The following is a 15,453-nucleotide window of genomic DNA, read 5'->3' as shown; positions in this document are numbered from 1 at the left end:
AGGGGCACCAGTGCCTTACGGTACGATCTCGGTACCGAACACGGGCCGTCTTCGATTTTCCACGACAGAGGCCGCTTTCGCCTGACCTGCAGCTGGAGTTTTTCCAACTTTCTCCATTGTGAGGGTAAATGTGCGCTCGCCCCACGGGCTCACGAACTGCTTATGCGAAGGACTGGATGAGATATCGCAGGTTTGGCCGGTGTGGGTAAAGGCGGTAGCGCTCCCCCGCTACCATATTGATATTATTGTAATTTTATACGATTTATGGGTCTGAATATTTGCCTTTTTCAAAGGCGTTAGAAGTGCCCGTACAAAATCCGTACAACTGAATGGATTGGTTCAGGCTTGCGATTGGGGCGGCGAAGCGCATCTCGCGTTTTTGGCTCGGTACACCTATTGCTGCGTCAGGTGTCGCCATGCGTAGCCTACTGACGAACGGCTTTGTGGCTGCCATTGGTGATCGTTTCCTCGACGATGCGTGCTTGAGCGACGCCCGACTGGACCAAGACATCGAGTGACTTGAACAACTCATCGGCCCGGTCAATCAGGACGGCATGCGACGTGGCATCATTAGCGAGCGTACGATCGAGCCAGGCGCACACGCGGCTTCCAATGTTTTTTTCTGCCCAGAAATTTCGGTCGACGCCGTACGCCGAGCACCAGGCCGTCATCGCCTGGACCACCAATGGAATGAGCGCCTTGTCATGCGACGACTCGACCAAGTTCAAGAATAGGCTCGCCAAATAGCCTGACGTCGGAGCTCCAACAACGAGGTCTGTCAGTGTTGCCATGGTCGCCTGCAAGCCCGGCCAGTTGACAGGAATTGTCGGACGTCCGGTGTTAGCCCAGCGCGACGGCTGGTAGAATATCGCGTTCAGAGCGTCGCCGGCATGAGTTTCGCTGGTAAATCCTTTCTCGCGGCCCAGACGCCGATAGTTCCAGGCGCGCTTAATCCGATTTGCAAGCAATTCACGGACATTCGCGGGATTTTCAGGTTCTCGGGTATCCGTTGCGATCGTCGCGCTATCATAGCCGCGAAGGAATGATGCCATCACGTCATGAAAGGCTTCGTCGTTGAAGCTCACGATGCGATTTAAGAACAGGTCTACGGCTTGCGCGTGCGGCAGCGCGACGCTCAGTACCCCGATAAAATTGAAAAACGCGATGTTCCAAGTGTCGGGTCGATGGTCGCGCTCGCGCATGTTTTCGCCATGCGGGCCGTTCGCAGCGTCGGTCCAAGTCATCAAGTGGACGGCCAAATCCTTAACCCAGACAGGCACGTCGGTGATTGTGAAACGGATAAGATGATGCGCAAGCTTGGCGATCGCGTGTTCATCGACGTAATGACTTGGTAGCTCCTCGTCGTCATCGTCGTCTTCAATATATTCATCGTTGCCTAGGCGAATGCCCCGACGCGGCGCAGTCCGCCACGATGCCAGCTCGGGCCATGACGGTTCCGTGCCTTCTCCGTCAAGCCAGCGCCGTTCGATAGCGATCGCGGCATCGATTGCGTCGCGGTGCAGGCGGCCATTCTCCTTCTGTCGCTCAAGACCTAGAACGCGGCGCTGATGGACCGCGCTGACCATGACGATGCGGATGATCGACCGCGGAATTCGATCGTTAACTTCACCAAGACCCAACAGATTTTGAGCCAGCGCTTCCAGCACCGCAGGGTGTTCGTACCCAGCCAGCTCCAAGATCATATCGCGCGTCGTCGTGTCGCGATCTCTCAGGAAGAGAGAGATGATGCCGAGCGCGGCACAGGCAGTAGCGTTATATTCGATCTGATCGTTGCCACGATATTCGCGGTCGTTTTGTGCCGATGCTGTCAGCAAGATTGGCCGTGCCCAGGTCAGGGCGTCCTCGCGATTCGCGGCTTCGTAGTCGCGTGCCACCAGCGCAGCGGTCATCACTACCGCTCGCCGATTCCATTCCGCGTCGTAGTTGTTGTCGTCCTCGTCTGACTTCGGTTCGACGTCCAGGGGCTGCGCCTTTGCCCACGCGAGGGCTTCCTGGACGAGAGCCAGCGTGGATTTGTCAGGCTCAATGAGAGCCGACTGAATCCGAAGGCGGATATTCATCCGTTGAAGGCCAGCGTTTGCTCGCGAAGCTTGGTCTTCTCGCTTCTGCTGCTCCTCGGGAACTTCCTTGAACTGGTAGACTTCGACTTGCGCGCCGTCCGGCAACGTCCGTGTCACGGCCTCCCAATTGTCTGCCTCCGTCATGCGAAGGGCGCGGGTGACCGTCAGGTGAAGCTCTTCGATCCGATTTGCTCGCTCGTCGTCCTGACCACTGAGATCATCACGCGATTGTTCCATGGCCGCTCGGAGAAGCCTGAGGGTGCTATCATCTTCGCGGAAGACGTAACGTCCAATCATGTCGGCCAGGCGCGTCCGTCGAGACGGCTGCGCATCGAGATCCACGCGAACGGCAGCCTGCATCTGCTGACCTCGCACACGAGGAAAGCTATTGACGCCAGAGATGTCGTGCCGGAAGCGATCCTCATCCAATTGAAGCAATCGAGGGTTTGCTGCCAAGGGCCAGGCTACATCAGCAGCCGCTTGCCAATGCGAGAGAACGAGGTCAACCGCGATACTGAGAAACGCAACGCTCGAGCAATTAGGACCAAGGATATCTTCGAGAACCTCCATAAACGGGCGTCCAGCCTCGATATCGAGGTGGCCCCAGGCCTCAAGTGCTCTTAGTGCCGTTGCCGGGATCAGCGAGGGACCGGAGGCCCGTGCCCAGCGATAGACGGTCAGATCGCCCTCGAATATCTGAGCGTCGCCCGGAAATGGGATATTGATTTGTGGAAACGGCCTTCGTTCTCTTTGGTATTGTTCGCGGCGCCATTGCGTCGCGTGCTCGACGAGCCCGCGAACAAGTCGCAATCCGTCCTCGCGCGAGGCTTTCAAAACCCCCAGGAACGGACCGCCGTCGGCTGTCATATCCAGGAAGACATGCGCGTGAATCTCAAACGGACCGTAGTCGCGGCGCCCCCTATAGCGGTCTCGATCATCCTTCTCGATCAACGTACCCAGCACAAAATCCGCGTACGGCCCAGGGGCGGCTTCAGGCATTGTTCCGGGTGACTTAAGCAGGGTTTCCTGATCATGATGGTTGATCGGTCCCGCGTTGATGCCGGACAGATATCGTGCCGCGGCTGCCGGGTTCAGATTCGCAAACGTGAACACGATCATTCGGATTTCGTTGCGCACGTCATCCGCGTGATCAATGTTAAGGGATGGCGGGACTTCGCTGATGTCCCGATAGACGCGATGCCTTAATCGAGATTCGATAAGTGCGAGCCAGCCAAAAAGAATATCGACGATCTGGGCATTGATGGGGTGATTGTGACCTTGCGTCACGATCAACCATGCCTGAAACACCTTGACGGCATCCGGAATGATCTCGGGCGGCAACGACTTCGCCGATATCGCGAGCCAAAGTACGAGCGAAACCCAGGCCGGGCCTTTCGGTGCGATCAGATCGCCAGCACCGCCCGGAATAGATATTTCCGGCCTCACGCGAGCGATCAACGCCGCGAGTGGCTCAGACTCGACCGCGATCATTAGCCGGATGACTTCCCGCAGACGATGTCCGCCCGCTTCCAGCAGAACAGGTGTCAGTGTCAAGAAGTAGGTCAGGGCATCTTCCGAGCGCGGAAGCGCCAGCAAGATCGGCCGCTTCCAGTTTCCATGGGTTCCTTCGCGCTCGGTGATAGCAAGCAATGCCAGCCAGCGTTGCCCGGTCGGATCGTCGGCCAGCGCGAGCCTTGCCGCGATCTCAAGGCCGCGTCCCAAAATGGTCGGCAGTGGCCGTTCCATCGGTAGCGCCGCCAACAAGCTGGCATCTTCGTGGATCTGAAACCCGGTCGTCCAATCACGAAGAACATCGTGGCGGAACGTTATGCTCGCGCCTCGGATTTCCTCGCGCAGACTTTCAAGACGCAACAATTCTACGACGGTCGCGGAATCGAGTTCATCGACCTTGAACGTCGCCTGCGAGGGATTGGCGATCGCTTGCGCACCGATTGCACGCAACAGCCTCAAGCGCGCAAATCTCCGGTCATCCTCGGATCGTCCGCCACCATAGCGCCACCACAAGCGCGCGAGATCTAGTTCGGTCGCGATGCCGGCGTCCTGTCCGTCACTAAGCGCGACCAAGCGCGACAGATAGAAGAGGTTTTCAGCGATACCCCTTGCCGGATGGCCGTCGGCCAAAATCAAAGCAAGTGCTTTGTTCTGCGCGGACAGCTCGGTTTTTTCTTCGTACGACAAGGCTCCGACCACCAGCGCGCCGATGCCCGCCGTTCGTAGGCGCGCGGGAAGTTTCGCTTTCCAGTCATCACTTTCAACGCCGCAGGTTGCGACGACGCGCCAGCCCTGACTTCGGGCCGCTTGCGACAGCAAATCGGTGACGGTCGCCCATTCCCCGGGATCGTCGATCTGGTCGATGTTGTCGACGAAAAGTACCGCTCCGCCACCCGCCCCAAGCTCATTGAAGAGTTCCGCCTGCGAGCCGGTCCAGCCGATCGTGTGAGCCATTACGGCCCAACCGCCTGGAATAATCCTGCCACGACGCAGGGCCAGGATGCTGCCCTCCGCTTGCAAACGCAAAGCCAGGTGCTTCAGGACCGCTGATTTGCCGACACCCGGCCGGCCTTGAATGAGGACCGTAGGGTGCTGTTGGAGGGCCTCGAATGCCCCATCAATCAGTAAGTTTCGTGCGAGGCGTACGCCGCCGACGGCTTCATCGATTTCATCGAGGGCTTGCTCGGCGGCTTCCGCGAGCCGCTCGCAGACGGGGCGCACGTAAGCATGCGGCGTAAGTCGCACACCATGCTGTTGCTCTAAGAGCGTGACGATTGCGGCCCGATCCGCCGTTCCAGCCGCGCGAGCGCTTGCACTGACATAATCAATGAGAACCGGCCAAAGGTCGTTAGCGCGGTGGGCCTGGTCGGCGCCAAGCATCCAGCGCAAATTCTCGCGAACTCGATGGTCATAGTCTGAGCCCGCCGATTCAAAATCAAAAACCAGAATCTGGAAGCGACGAAGCAGCCGCCAGAGCATCTCATCTTCTGTCGGTGCGCCGGCCAGTGCGAGGTTGGCGCGAAAGACGTCGACGAAACTGCGCATGTCGTTCGAGGCGAAGGACTGCCGGTTAATATGCGCGGCAAAGGTCGCGCCGTCGGGTAGCTGGCGAGCCCAGTGCAAAACTTCCTGGCAGACTTGCTCGACACGCGTTGTCGTTCGCGCAATCGCCGCGGCGAGTTCGTAGCGGCTTGTCGCGTAATCGGGCTTCTGTGCTACTTCCCAGATTTGTCCGACGACGTGGCGAAATTCAGTATCTGAGGCTGTGAAGGTGAGGGTGCGTTTGACTTGGATCTCGATCGTGGCTGGAGATCCGTCCCGATTAACCGCTTTGACGACCACATCATCGAGTGGATGCTCCGCGACCCTTTGTTGAAAGGCGACGCTTCGGACTGTGGCGCCCGGCAGGCCACGTGGCTCCCCACCCGACAGCAGTGGCAGGACGTAGAATGCACCAACCTTGGCCTCGAACTGAGGCCCAGCCCCGCCGGTCGCCGCCGGGGCCGCGATTTGAGCTGGTTGATGCGTCTTCTTGGACGAAGGGGGCATTGCTGGATTTTAGGGCCAAAGCGGAAACGCAACAACGGATGGCGACCTAGATTCCCGGATATCTCCCGGGGTGATCCCGCGTTGCAAATGCCGCTCTGATACATCCAAAACGACGCGCCTCAAGGAAAGGCCGAGCGTGGTCCGCAGTTCTGGCCCCCCTCAGTGCCCGCGCTTCATGACCACGCCTTCACCGGTCGTCGCGTCGGCATAGACAAAGCGAACGCCGTACTCTTCCTGCAGCCTGTCGCGGATCGCCTCCACGACTTCGATTCGGCGTGGGTTTGTTGGCTCAGTGTCGTCGGCTTCCAGCCTGATGATCGTCCGCCTAGCGACCCCCACCAGCTCTCCGAGCTTGGCTTGGTCCATATTGAGCAGCCCACGTGCGGCGCGGATCATTCGAGCAGATGGAATTTTGTTCGCGGCCATAAGGCCAGCTCCGATAGGCGAATCACGTTTCGTTAACCATATTCACTGTCACGGAAAGCGACAGTTGACAAGCTTCGTTGAATGTCACAGATTGTGACGGTCGCAAAAAGCGACATTAATGGAGTTTCAGTGATGCGTTCCTTGACGGCTGTTTCCAGCTCGACGCGCGAAGTTGACTGCGATGCTCGGGCTTTGTCCGGTCCCGCCTCGGCGCCGGTCCGCCTTTCCCCCGGTCCGCGCGCCACGCAGGTCGACCGCCTTTGGCGCAGCAGGGACGCCGACGCCTTCACCGACGCTGATCGCGAGGCGATCCGCAGCTTCGTGTCGGAGGCCGTCGTCGACGATCCGAGGTGGATCGGCGCCAGCACGGGCAACATCGCCGACGCCACCGCGATGGCCGTCGCCGTGTGGCCGGTGCAGCGCCTCGACGCCGATCTCGACGCGGTGATGACCGCGCTGCTCAACTGCGCGCTGTCGAACGGCAACAACACCAAGGCGGCTTCGATTATCCTGTTTCAGACGCTCACGCAGGTCGGCGCCCGCGGCAAGCGGTCCTACAAGTCGGTGGCCGCCTCCTGGCAGAACAAGCTGCGTCGCGATGACTACGAGGAGGCGATCCGCCGGCCGCAGCCGGTGCGCCACCTCCTGAACGGCTCCGAACACAGCCAGGCGGCGAAAGCCGCCTGAGCTTGGCGCAGGGGGGAGGAGGGCCGGACTACGCAGCCTACATCGCCAGCCACCGCTGGCGGACCAACGAAGCCCGTGTTCGCGAACTTGCGGTTGCGAAGGGCAAGTGTCGTCTGTGCGCTGAACAAGGACCGCTGGAAGTGCATCATCGTGACTACGAGAACCTTGGCGATGAGCGTGATGGCGATCTGGTCGCGCTCTGTGCGAGGTGTCACCGCGAGGTGACCTCCTTCCTGCGGCGCCATCGTTACCGCCGACGCACTCCCCGGCGCGCCGACGTTCCACGGCTGCGCGACGTTCGCCGTCCCCTTGTCGATCCAACCCGGTAGGGCATCAGAACCATGAAGGCAGAACCGATCCGTCTCCGGTTGGTCGGCACCAAGCGTCTCATCATGCATTGCGGGCGCTTGGCCGATCCGCTCGATCCGATCTCCAAGGATTTGGCGCGGCTCACCGGCAAGCGGGCCAAGACGGAAGCCGATCATGAAGAGATCGGTCGCGTCGAGTGGAACGGCGGTCTGTGGCTCGACGGCGGCAAGCCGGCCGTGCCGGCGGAAGCTCTCATGGCCACGTTCGTGGCGGCCGCGAGATTGCGTCGGCGCACGATGCAGGCCGAGGCAGGACTGGTCGTCTATCACAACGCCGCGCTCGTCTACGACGGTCCGGATGACATGGACCAACTCTGGGAAGATGAGCGCTTCAGATTTCGCGCCGGTGTAGTCGTCAACGGTAACCGGACGATGCGGACGCGCCCGGTCTTTAACGATTGGGCTCTGGAATTCACCGCACACTATCTGCCCACATTGCTGGATCGCGACCAGATCTATGAGATCTACGCGCACGCCGGCTTCACGCGCGGCCTCGGCGACTGGCGGCCGCAGAACGGCACCTTCGAGGTGGAGATGATCGACTAGCAGAGACCCCACGGGTGGGGCGTGGTCCGGCGAGCTATGGCACGGCCCGGCGTGGTGCGGCGAGGCGGAGAGCCCCTTCGGGGGCTCTCCCGATCCCGGGATGAACAACCCAAAGCAGAGTGCAAAAGACGATGAGTACCAGACGGGAGCGGATCGCCGTGACGCCGAACAGAGAGTGGCCCTTTAACGCACGTGACATCGTCCCGCTGGCTTGGTGGCGGACGCTGCCGTTCGACATGCTCCGGGATGCCGAGAGGTTGCTCTTGCGGGCGACCTTGGGACGCATCGAGGTGCTGCACGGTGCAAACGCGTTCCGTCCGGCGCTGCAGGGAGACGCCGCGGCCGCGATCGCCGTGGCGTTCGCCCTGACGCCGGTCGAAGACTTTACGCTCGAGGTCGACATCGCGATGACGGCGCTGCTCCGTTGTGCTGCCGAAGGCGATAGCGCCGCCGCACTCGTGTTGGCGAACATCGTCTGCCGCACGGAGTTCGAGCACGGCTACGCAACCGAGCTCTCCGCTTCCTGGTATGCGCAACATCTCGATCGGTCGCCGCACCGGCGCAAGTTCAGCGCCGAAGAAACCAAGCTGCTGGCGTCGTTGCGCGAACGCTACGCCGAGGTCGATCGTGGAGAGCATGCATGAAGGCACAAGTCTTCTCGGACCTTCATATCGACGTGTATCCGATCAAGGCAATCACCGTCGCCGCTGACGTCGATGTCGTCATCGTGGCAGGGGACACTTGTGAAGGTGTTCTCCGGGCGTTTGAACACCTCCGCCGACTTGTACCCATCCACATCCCGATCGTGATGGTACTTGGAAATCACGAGTACTATCGCAGGTTCATTCCCGACGAACTGGCGGTAGCGCGCTCGAATGCGTCCGCATTCAACATCCATTTGTTGGAAAACAATGCAGTGGTGCTGGGTAGCAGGTCAGGCGTCGGCCGCCCCGTACGCTTCATTGGCGCAACGCTCTGGACCGATTATCGCGCCTTTGGCGAGGCCAACCTCGGCGTGGTGATGAATGCCTGTGCCGATGCAATGAATGATCATCGCCGGATCGGTTGGCAAAAGCAGCCATGGAAGCGTTTCAGGCCACGCGAGGCTGCACTGATGCATCACCAGTCCAAGGTGTACATCGAGAGCACGCTGGCAACCGGATTCGCTGGGCCAACGGTGGTCGTCACGCACCACGCCGTTCACTGGTCCTCCGTCGCGCCCCAATTCCGCAATGATCACGTTACCGGGGCGTTCGTGTCCGACTTGTCGGGCCTTATCGAGGCCTATCAGCCCGAATTGTGGGTGCACGGTCACGTTCACAACTCCTCTGACTACCGTATTGGGGCCGCGCGGATCGTCTGCAATCCCCATGCCTACGGGAACGAGAACCCGATGTTCGACGGGGCGCTGACCGTGAACATCCACGGCTAGATCAGTCTTTCGACAAAGCCTGAAACCATTCGAGTCCCAATCATGCTGACGCGCTCATTCCGCTTTCTTGACCCTGCCAACATCTCGCCCGACTTGTCCTTGCGCCTCCGTAGGCTCGCCGACGACTGCGATCGCCTCGAGCTTCATCGCTCCGTCTTGCCGAGTACGCTGAAGAACGCTCCGCTCTTGGAGAACTGGCTGCCGTCCTTGACGCCCGAGGGCTTGCACCTTGTGGGAGTAGCCTCCGGCCATCCCATTCACGGAGACCGAATCGTGATGACCACGCCGCTCTGGTGGGCCGATCCGGAGGGGACGTGGGTGAGAAGCCTGTCGCGGTTCTATCGGCTTGGCTCTCCGGCTACTCGTGATGGCCTTCGCGGTGTGCGGCTCGTGAGCCATTGAGGCTACGAATTGGGAGACAAAAATGCCAAAGCCGACCGTTCCAACCGGATTCCGTGCATTCCCACGCCGGCCGACGCCGACTGCGACGGGCCGTGTTGCCGGTCCGATGGGTGGCGAGTTCTGCGTCGCCCATGAAGCCGAGCCTGCAAGAAAGGACGCTATGACCGAACCCCAGATCGTCTGCACGAATTGTGGGACTGAGATCAAGCTGACCGAGTCGCTCGCAGGGCCGCTCGTCGCTGCTGCCCGGCAACGCTTCGATCAGCAGCTCGCCGTCAAGCAAGCCGAGTTCGACCGCCGCGAGACGCAGATCAAGGAAGCTCAGATCGAAATTGCCAGGGCAAAGGAGGAGGTCGAAGAGCAAGTTGCCGCACGACTTCTCCGGGAACAGGTTAAAATCGCGGAGAAGGAGGCCGGCCGAGCGCGTCAGGTAGTGGCGATCGAACTCGGCGAACGCGACCGGGAGATTGCCGACTTGCGGCAAATGCTCGCGACCAACGCTGACAAGCTCATGGTGGCACAGACGGCCCATGCCGACACGCTGCGTAAGCAGCGTGAACTCGATGACGCTAAGCGTGAACTCGAGCTAACCGTCGAGAAGAGAGTTCAGCAGGAGCTCGCCGCCGTGCACGAGCGAGCCAAGATCGACGCCGAAGACGACCTGAGGGCCAAGGTGTCCGAGAAGGAGGCGCAGATTGCCTCCATGCAGCGCCGGATCGAAGATCTTCGGCGGAAGGCGGAACAGGGCTCCCAGCAGCTCCAGGGCGAGGCGCAGGAGATCGAGCTTGAAGCATTGCTCCGCGCGCGCTTTTCGGGTGATCTGATCGAGGAGGTGCCGAAAGGTGTCTTTGGAGGCGACATCGTGCACCGCATAGTGGGGACCGCCGGACAGGCTTGCGGCACCATCCTTTGGGAGTCGAAGAAGACAAGGAGCTGGAATGCGGACTGGCTCGTGAAACTGCGTGACGACCAGCGCGCCGCCCAGGCGGATGTGGCCATTATTGTATCGAGCGCGCCGCCAAAAGGGCTCGACACCTTCGATCTCATCGATAGCGTCTGGGTCGTCAGGCCGCGCTTCGTGATCCCCGTCGCGATCGCCCTTAGGCAGTCGCTCGTTGAGATCGCCGGCGCTCGGCTCATCCAGGAGGGGCAGCAGACCAAGACAGAGCTCGTGTACGCTTACCTGACCGGTCCGCGCTTTCGTCACCGCGTCGAGGCTATCGTGGAGCGGTTTACGGAAATGCAGACTGATCTGGAACGCGAGCGGAGGTCGATGACGAGAATGTGGGCCAAGCGCGAAGAGCAGCTCAGGGCCGTGTTGGACGCCACGGTTGGTCTCTATGGAGATCTCCAGGGGATCGCGGGGCGAGCGATGCAGGAGATCGAAGGACTGGATGTCTTGGCGATAGCTTCCGCATCAGAGCCTCCCAAAACGTAACGGCCCCGACCGGAGGCGAGTGCGCGGAAGTGCTGCAGCGCCTCGGTTAGGCGCGCACATCGTGGCGTCGACGGGATTGATCTCAGAGACGCGCAATTTCACAAGCGGGCTCATTTGGGAAGGTCCAGCCTGTGGGCTATAGTTCCGTTCTTTCGCCCTTGGCCCGAAATTGATCGAGATCGTCCAATGCAAGAAGGAGAGACGCAACGCGATTGGCCGAAGCGGCCCATTCCGCAAGTCGGGGATAGTTGTCCGTAAACCAGCTGCAGGCACCCTGGACAACAACGAAGGCGGCGGTTGCCTGAACGACTTCTCCAAGCAGCATCGTGCCAGCAACGTATTTGGGCGTGCAGAGCAACAATCCGATCACCGGGGTTAACAGCGAATTCGTGTGCGTGACTGCAGTCAGGCGCATGAGCTGCCAGCAATATTTCAACCAGGCCACTATCACGGCCCGGAGTGCCGTCTGGATGGTACGGAGACCATCCGGGCCCTTCGGCCGTAGCGACTTGTTTTCCCCGCTTTCGCGCAGATGGGTTCCGCGCGCCCTCAACTCCGCCTCGGTTCGCTTATTATCCTCCATAACATGCGTTAGCCGGTGACCAACTAGCATTGTCGTGGCCGCCATAATAAGCGAGTAGGTAACAACTCCAATCACAAGATAGCCCGGAATAGTCAAAGTGAGCCCAGCGACCTCTATAGGGAAGCTTCCCCCAACTATCCATAGGATGCCGATAAAGGTGGCCGCCGTCATGAGAGAGGAGATAAGCCCGAGCGTCAAATCGACGGGCAGGTCCGTCGCCAACCTGCCATCCTCTGCAATGCGATATTCAGGCGCCTGATAGTCTCCCGTAACTTCATTGAGGTGCACAAAGCGATCCCGCTCCAGCCAATAGCGGTAAAGTTCGTCGCTCAGCCAGGCTCTCCATTCCCGCTGCAATGTCATCCGTCCCCAGACAGAGAAGACAGCGAGCGAAAGGCTGGCCGCCGCCAGCGGCACGAAGCGTACAGCCTGCGTCAAGAGTTCGCTTCCGTCCTTTCGCTCGACGGCATTGAAAAAATCGCGGTTCCAGTAGTTGAGGAAGTACTGGGTCAGCAATTGCAGGACGACCGTTGCAACGAGCATGATGGTGAGCGTCCATGCCCAGCTCGCCGACCGTCCCCGCCAAAAGCCGCTCGCGCATCTCCAGAACCGCAGCAGCAACTGCCGCTGGTCGGGGGACAGATATCCCGCGTCGCTAGGCACGAGGGCCGCCGATGGATGTGACATTCACGCTCGTGGCGAGGCGATGAACGTCCTCGGCTAGGCAAAGTCCCGTGCCGGGGCTGAGCAGCGCGGCCGAGCCGCCGGCAACGGCGTATCGAAATGCGCTTTCCAGGTTGTCGTCATGGACCAGGTTCGACACCATCGCTCCCAGGAAACTGTCGCCGGCGCCGGACACGCTGACGGGCTCGATCGGGAGCCCATTCGCGCGCAGGGTCATATCGCGCGTCAACAGCAGCGCGCCCTCGGCCCCCATCGAGAGCGCGATGATCTCGACGCGGTAGCGATCGAACAGGCGGCGCCCCGCTTGGATGAGAGAAGGCTCGTCAGTGCTGCTGATCCCGGCCAGATCTTGAAACTCCCGGAGGTTGGGCTTGACCAGATAAACGCCCGCCTCCAATGCCGCCTTCAGCGCGATGCCCGTCGTATCCACAATGACCCTGGCGGCGCCCTTCGATGCCCGCACGACCCTGCCGTAGAAGTCATTCGGCGCGCCTGGCGGGAGGCTGCCGCTTGCGATCACGAATGCCGCCTGCCAGCTGGTGCGGGCGATCGCGTCGAGGCACTGCTGCCATTCGAACTCGCTGAGGAAGGCACCCGGAAAGACCAGGCGAAACTGTTCGCGGGTCGTCTCGTCGAAAACGGTGATGTCCTCGCGGGTGTCGTTCGACGTCGGGATCACGATGCTACGCACCGCTTCGCGCTCGACCAGTGCCGCCAGGGTTTGCCCGCTGGCGCCTCCGGCAGGGTAAATGGCAGTTGCTTCCGTGCCGAGCCGCTTCAGAACGCGGGCGACGTTGATGCCGCCACCACCGGGATCGCGCTGAGCCTCCGCGCAGCGCATCTTAACGAACGGCTGCATTCTCTTGACCGAAGTCGAGATATCGACCGCGGGGTTGATCGTGAGCGTAACGATCTGGACGGGCGCTGTCTCAGCCAAGGCCTTCAGCCTCCGTCAAAGCGCGCAGGCCAACGAACGCAACGTATTCATCGAGGACGAGATAGGCAGGTATCGGCGCGAGGTATGCCTTAAGGCGTCCCTTGCCTTCAAAGCGTGCGCGAAACTGAGATGCGGCAAGATATTCCGGCATGTGTCGCAAGATGCCTCCGGCGATGAAGATGCCGCCCTTTGCGCCGATTGCGAGCGCGAGATTGCCTGCAACGGACCCCAGCATGGCGCAGAACATGTCGACCGCGGCCCGGCTGATCGGACAAGTCCCCTCGACCCCGGCCCGCGTGATGTCGACCGCGCGACGTTCCGGAACCGTTACGCCGTCGATGGACGCAAGAGCGTCGTAGAGATTTTCCAGCCCGGCGCCCGACAGAACGCGTTCGGAAGAGACGTGTCCAAAGCGTCGCCGTAAGTGCTCAATGACGGCATCTTCGCGCAGCGAGCTGCCCGCCATCGTCGAATGGCCACCCTCGCTGGGAAGCACGATCGGGGCGCCGGCATGGGGTATGCTGATCACCATGCCGAGGCCAGTGCCGGGGCCAAGCGCAGCGAGCGGCGCTCCCGCAACGCGTTCTCGCCCGCCGAGCTGCAGCAGACTGCCTGGCGGAAGACGGGGCAGCGCCCACCCCACCGCTTCGAAATCATTGATCAGCCGTACCGAGGAGAACCCGTGATCGCTGCACAGCTCTGCTGCATCAATAATCCAGGAATTGTTGGTGAGGGCGCAGCGGCCATTCTGAACCGGGCCAGACGCGGCGAAAATGGCATTACGAATGGTACCGGGCGGTGCTGTATCGCCGAGATAAGCCGCGAGAGCCTGCTGAAAGGTGCCGAAATCGCCGACGGCTATATGGGAGATCGGACCGATCTTGCCGTCGGCCAGCAGGGCGAAGCGAGCGTTGGTCCCACCGATGTCGGCGAGCAGAGTGGTTGCTTTCGAAGAGGCTGCTGTCATGACGAGTGCCTCTCCTTGATCAGCCCGGCGTACCAGCCGAATGAAGCCTTTGGTATCCGCCGCAGCGAGGCATAGTCCACATATGTCAGGCCGAACCTTGTACTGTAGCCGGAATCCCATTCGAAATTGTCGAGCAGCGACCAGATGAAATAGCCGCGCACATCGACGCCGCTCGAGGCGGCGGCATTCATCGCCTCGATATAGGCCTTCAGGAATTCAATTCGGCCGCTGTCATTCACCACGCCCGTCTGATCTGGTTGGTCGAAGCTGCCATATCCGTTCTCGACGACGTAGATTGGCAGCCCGTAACGCCCATGGACGGATTCAAGAGTTGACCGGAAAGCCTCGGGCTCGATAGGCCATCCGATCGGGGTTAAGGGAACGTTGGCCGGCTTGTCGCCGAAATCGTACCCCAGCATCGAGTCCGCACGCGTCTTCACATAGACCGGGCTATAGTGATTGAGCCCGAACCAATCGAGCGGGCGGCAAATGCGCGCCATGTCGCCCGATTGCATGTGTGGCTCGATCGCCGTCCGCATCGACGGCGGATAGGCGCCACGGCATTGCGGCTCTGGAAAGACATCGTTCCAATAGACGTTCAGCCGTGCTGCCGCCGTTGCGTCGCCCTCGCTTGGGCTGGAGGGACGGCAGGGCTGCCGGTTGTGAATGCATCCGATCGAGGCGCCGGCGACGCGCGCGCGCAGCACATCCACCGCGGCTCCATGCGCGAGATTGACGTTGTGGATCATGCGATGGAGTTCGTCCTCGCTGCCGCGGTCCCGCTTGCCGAGCGACCGATCGAACAGAGTGAAAATTGAGGGTTCGTTCAATGTCGCGAAACGCTTGACGCGGTCGCAGAAGCGGCTGGCAACTACGGCGGTGTAATCGGCGAACCATGCTGCGCACTCTCGATTAAGCCAGCCGCCGCGCTCCTCCAAAGCCTGGGGCAGATCCCAATGATAGAGGCATAGCCATGGCTCGATCCCGGCGGCAAGAAGCGCGTCGATGAGCCGGTCGTAGAATGCAAGGCCGGCCTCGTTGGCGGATCCGCACCCTTGCGGCAAGATGCGCGGCCAGGCCACCGAAAACCGGTAAGCCTGCACGCCGAGAGCGTTCATCAGGCCGACGTCCTCGCGATAGCGATGATAATGGTCACACGCGACATCGCCGGTGTCGTGATCCTTGATGGCGCCCCTTCGGCAGTAGGTATCCCAGATGCTGTCTCCGCGGCCGTCCTCCCGCGCAGCCCCTTCGATCTGGAAGCTCGAGGTGGAAACGCCCCAGATGAAATTTGGGCGCAGGCTCGTGGTGTTCGGCAGTTGCGTTGTCGACATGAACGAC

12 protein-coding genes are annotated in these 15,453 nt (G+C 60.9%); 6 read left to right on the top strand and 6 right to left on the bottom strand.

Features of this window, described 5'->3' with window-relative positions:
* Positions 1-425: 425 nt before the first annotated feature.
* Both XI03_RS36395 and XI03_RS36390 read right to left on the bottom strand, forming a co-directional pair.
* A complete protein-coding gene (locus tag XI03_RS36395) occupies positions 426-5,642 on the bottom strand; it encodes an ATP-binding protein (RefSeq protein ID WP_271594808.1) in 5,217 nt (1,738 codons plus the stop codon).
* Positions 5,643-5,801: 159 nt separating this feature from the next.
* Positions 5,802-6,068 (bottom strand): helix-turn-helix transcriptional regulator, encoded by a 267-nt coding sequence (locus XI03_RS36390; RefSeq protein WP_249156328.1) that lies wholly within the window; start codon positions 6,066-6,068, stop codon positions 5,802-5,804.
* Between the two features lie 141 nt (positions 6,069-6,209).
* Between XI03_RS36390 and XI03_RS36385 the strand changes: the two genes are divergently transcribed.
* The 6 genes from XI03_RS36385 (at position 6,210) to XI03_RS36365 (ending at position 10,941) form a co-directional block, all read left to right on the top strand.
* Entirely contained in the window at positions 6,210-6,755 is a 546-nt protein-coding gene (locus XI03_RS36385) for a hypothetical protein (protein ID WP_271594807.1), read from the top strand.
* 407 nt (positions 6,756-7,162) lie between these two features.
* Complete coding sequence (locus XI03_RS36380) at positions 7,163-7,669, top strand: hypothetical protein (RefSeq protein ID WP_271594806.1); 507 nt, start codon at positions 7,163-7,165, stop codon at positions 7,667-7,669.
* A gap of 158 nt (positions 7,670-7,827) precedes the next feature.
* Positions 7,828-8,313: a hypothetical protein gene (locus tag XI03_RS36375; protein ID WP_271594805.1), complete on the top strand. Its 486-nt coding sequence runs from the start codon at positions 7,828-7,830 to the stop codon at positions 8,311-8,313.
* Positions 8,310-9,101 carry a metallophosphoesterase gene (locus tag XI03_RS36370; protein WP_271594804.1) on the top strand — a complete coding sequence of 264 codons (792 nt, stop codon included), beginning with the start codon at positions 8,310-8,312 and terminating at the stop codon, positions 9,099-9,101. Before XI03_RS36375 ends, XI03_RS36370 begins: the two co-directional genes overlap by 4 nt.
* Positions 9,102-9,143: 42 nt before the next feature.
* Positions 9,144-9,503 carry a DUF6634 family protein gene (locus XI03_RS40620; protein WP_442869782.1) on the top strand — a complete coding sequence of 120 codons (360 nt, stop codon included), beginning with the start codon at positions 9,144-9,146 and terminating at the stop codon, positions 9,501-9,503.
* Between the two features lie 160 nt (positions 9,504-9,663).
* Positions 9,664-10,941, top strand: coding sequence for a DUF2130 domain-containing protein (locus tag XI03_RS36365; RefSeq protein WP_271594831.1), 1,278 nt, complete (start codon positions 9,664-9,666; stop codon positions 10,939-10,941).
* Positions 10,942-11,077: 136 nt separating this feature from the next.
* On the opposite strand, the gene XI03_RS36360 is transcribed toward XI03_RS36365, so the two are convergent.
* The 4 genes from XI03_RS36360 to XI03_RS36345 are packed head-to-tail and all read right to left on the bottom strand — an operon-like array spanning position 11,078 to position 15,446.
* Positions 11,078-12,211 carry an SbmA/BacA-like family transporter gene (locus XI03_RS36360; RefSeq protein WP_271594803.1) on the bottom strand — a complete coding sequence of 378 codons (1,134 nt, stop codon included), beginning with the start codon at positions 12,209-12,211 and terminating at the stop codon, positions 11,078-11,080.
* The gene (locus tag XI03_RS36355; RefSeq protein WP_271594802.1) at positions 12,180-13,145 is read right to left on the bottom strand and encodes a 1-phosphofructokinase family hexose kinase; all 966 of its coding nucleotides are present in this window, start codon (positions 13,143-13,145) and stop codon (positions 12,180-12,182) included. Before XI03_RS36355 ends, XI03_RS36360 begins: the two co-directional genes overlap by 32 nt.
* Complete coding sequence (gene glk, locus XI03_RS36350) at positions 13,138-14,112, bottom strand: glucokinase (RefSeq protein WP_271594801.1); 975 nt, start codon at positions 14,110-14,112, stop codon at positions 13,138-13,140. Before glk ends, XI03_RS36355 begins: the two co-directional genes overlap by 8 nt.
* A complete protein-coding gene (locus tag XI03_RS36345) occupies positions 14,109-15,446 on the bottom strand; it encodes a GH1 family beta-glucosidase (protein WP_271594800.1) in 1,338 nt (445 codons plus the stop codon). Before XI03_RS36345 ends, glk begins: the two co-directional genes overlap by 4 nt.
* Between the last annotated feature and the right edge of the window lie 7 nt (positions 15,447-15,453).

Source organism: Bradyrhizobium sp. CCBAU 65884, from assembly GCF_028128835.1.
GTDB classification, from domain to species: domain Bacteria; phylum Pseudomonadota; class Alphaproteobacteria; order Rhizobiales; family Xanthobacteraceae; genus Bradyrhizobium; species Bradyrhizobium ottawaense.
Note: the sequence above shows the minus strand (reverse complement) of the source record. Positions and strands in the feature narration are given on the sequence as shown.

Bases quoted from the DNA above. Each gene is read 5' to 3' on its own strand.
- XI03_RS36390 (WP_249156328.1), bottom strand. From the start codon at position 6,068: ATGGCCGCGAACAAAATTCCATCTGCTCGAATGATCCGCGCCGCACGT.
- XI03_RS40620 (WP_442869782.1), top strand. From the start codon at position 9,144: ATGCTGACGCGCTCATTCCGCTTTCTTGACCCTGCCAACATCTCGCCC.
- XI03_RS36360 (WP_271594803.1), bottom strand. From the start codon at position 12,211: ATGTCACATCCATCGGCGGCCCTCGTGCCTAGCGACGCGGGATATCTG.
- XI03_RS36395 (WP_271594808.1), bottom strand. From the start codon at position 5,642: ATGCCCCCTTCGTCCAAGAAGACGCATCAACCAGCTCAAATCGCGGCC.
- XI03_RS36370 (WP_271594804.1), top strand. From the start codon at position 8,310: ATGAAGGCACAAGTCTTCTCGGACCTTCATATCGACGTGTATCCGATC.
- XI03_RS36345 (WP_271594800.1), bottom strand. From the start codon at position 15,446: ATGTCGACAACGCAACTGCCGAACACCACGAGCCTGCGCCCAAATTTC.
- XI03_RS36365 (WP_271594831.1), top strand. From the start codon at position 9,664: ATGACCGAACCCCAGATCGTCTGCACGAATTGTGGGACTGAGATCAAG.
- glk (WP_271594801.1), bottom strand. From the start codon at position 14,112: ATGACAGCAGCCTCTTCGAAAGCAACCACTCTGCTCGCCGACATCGGT.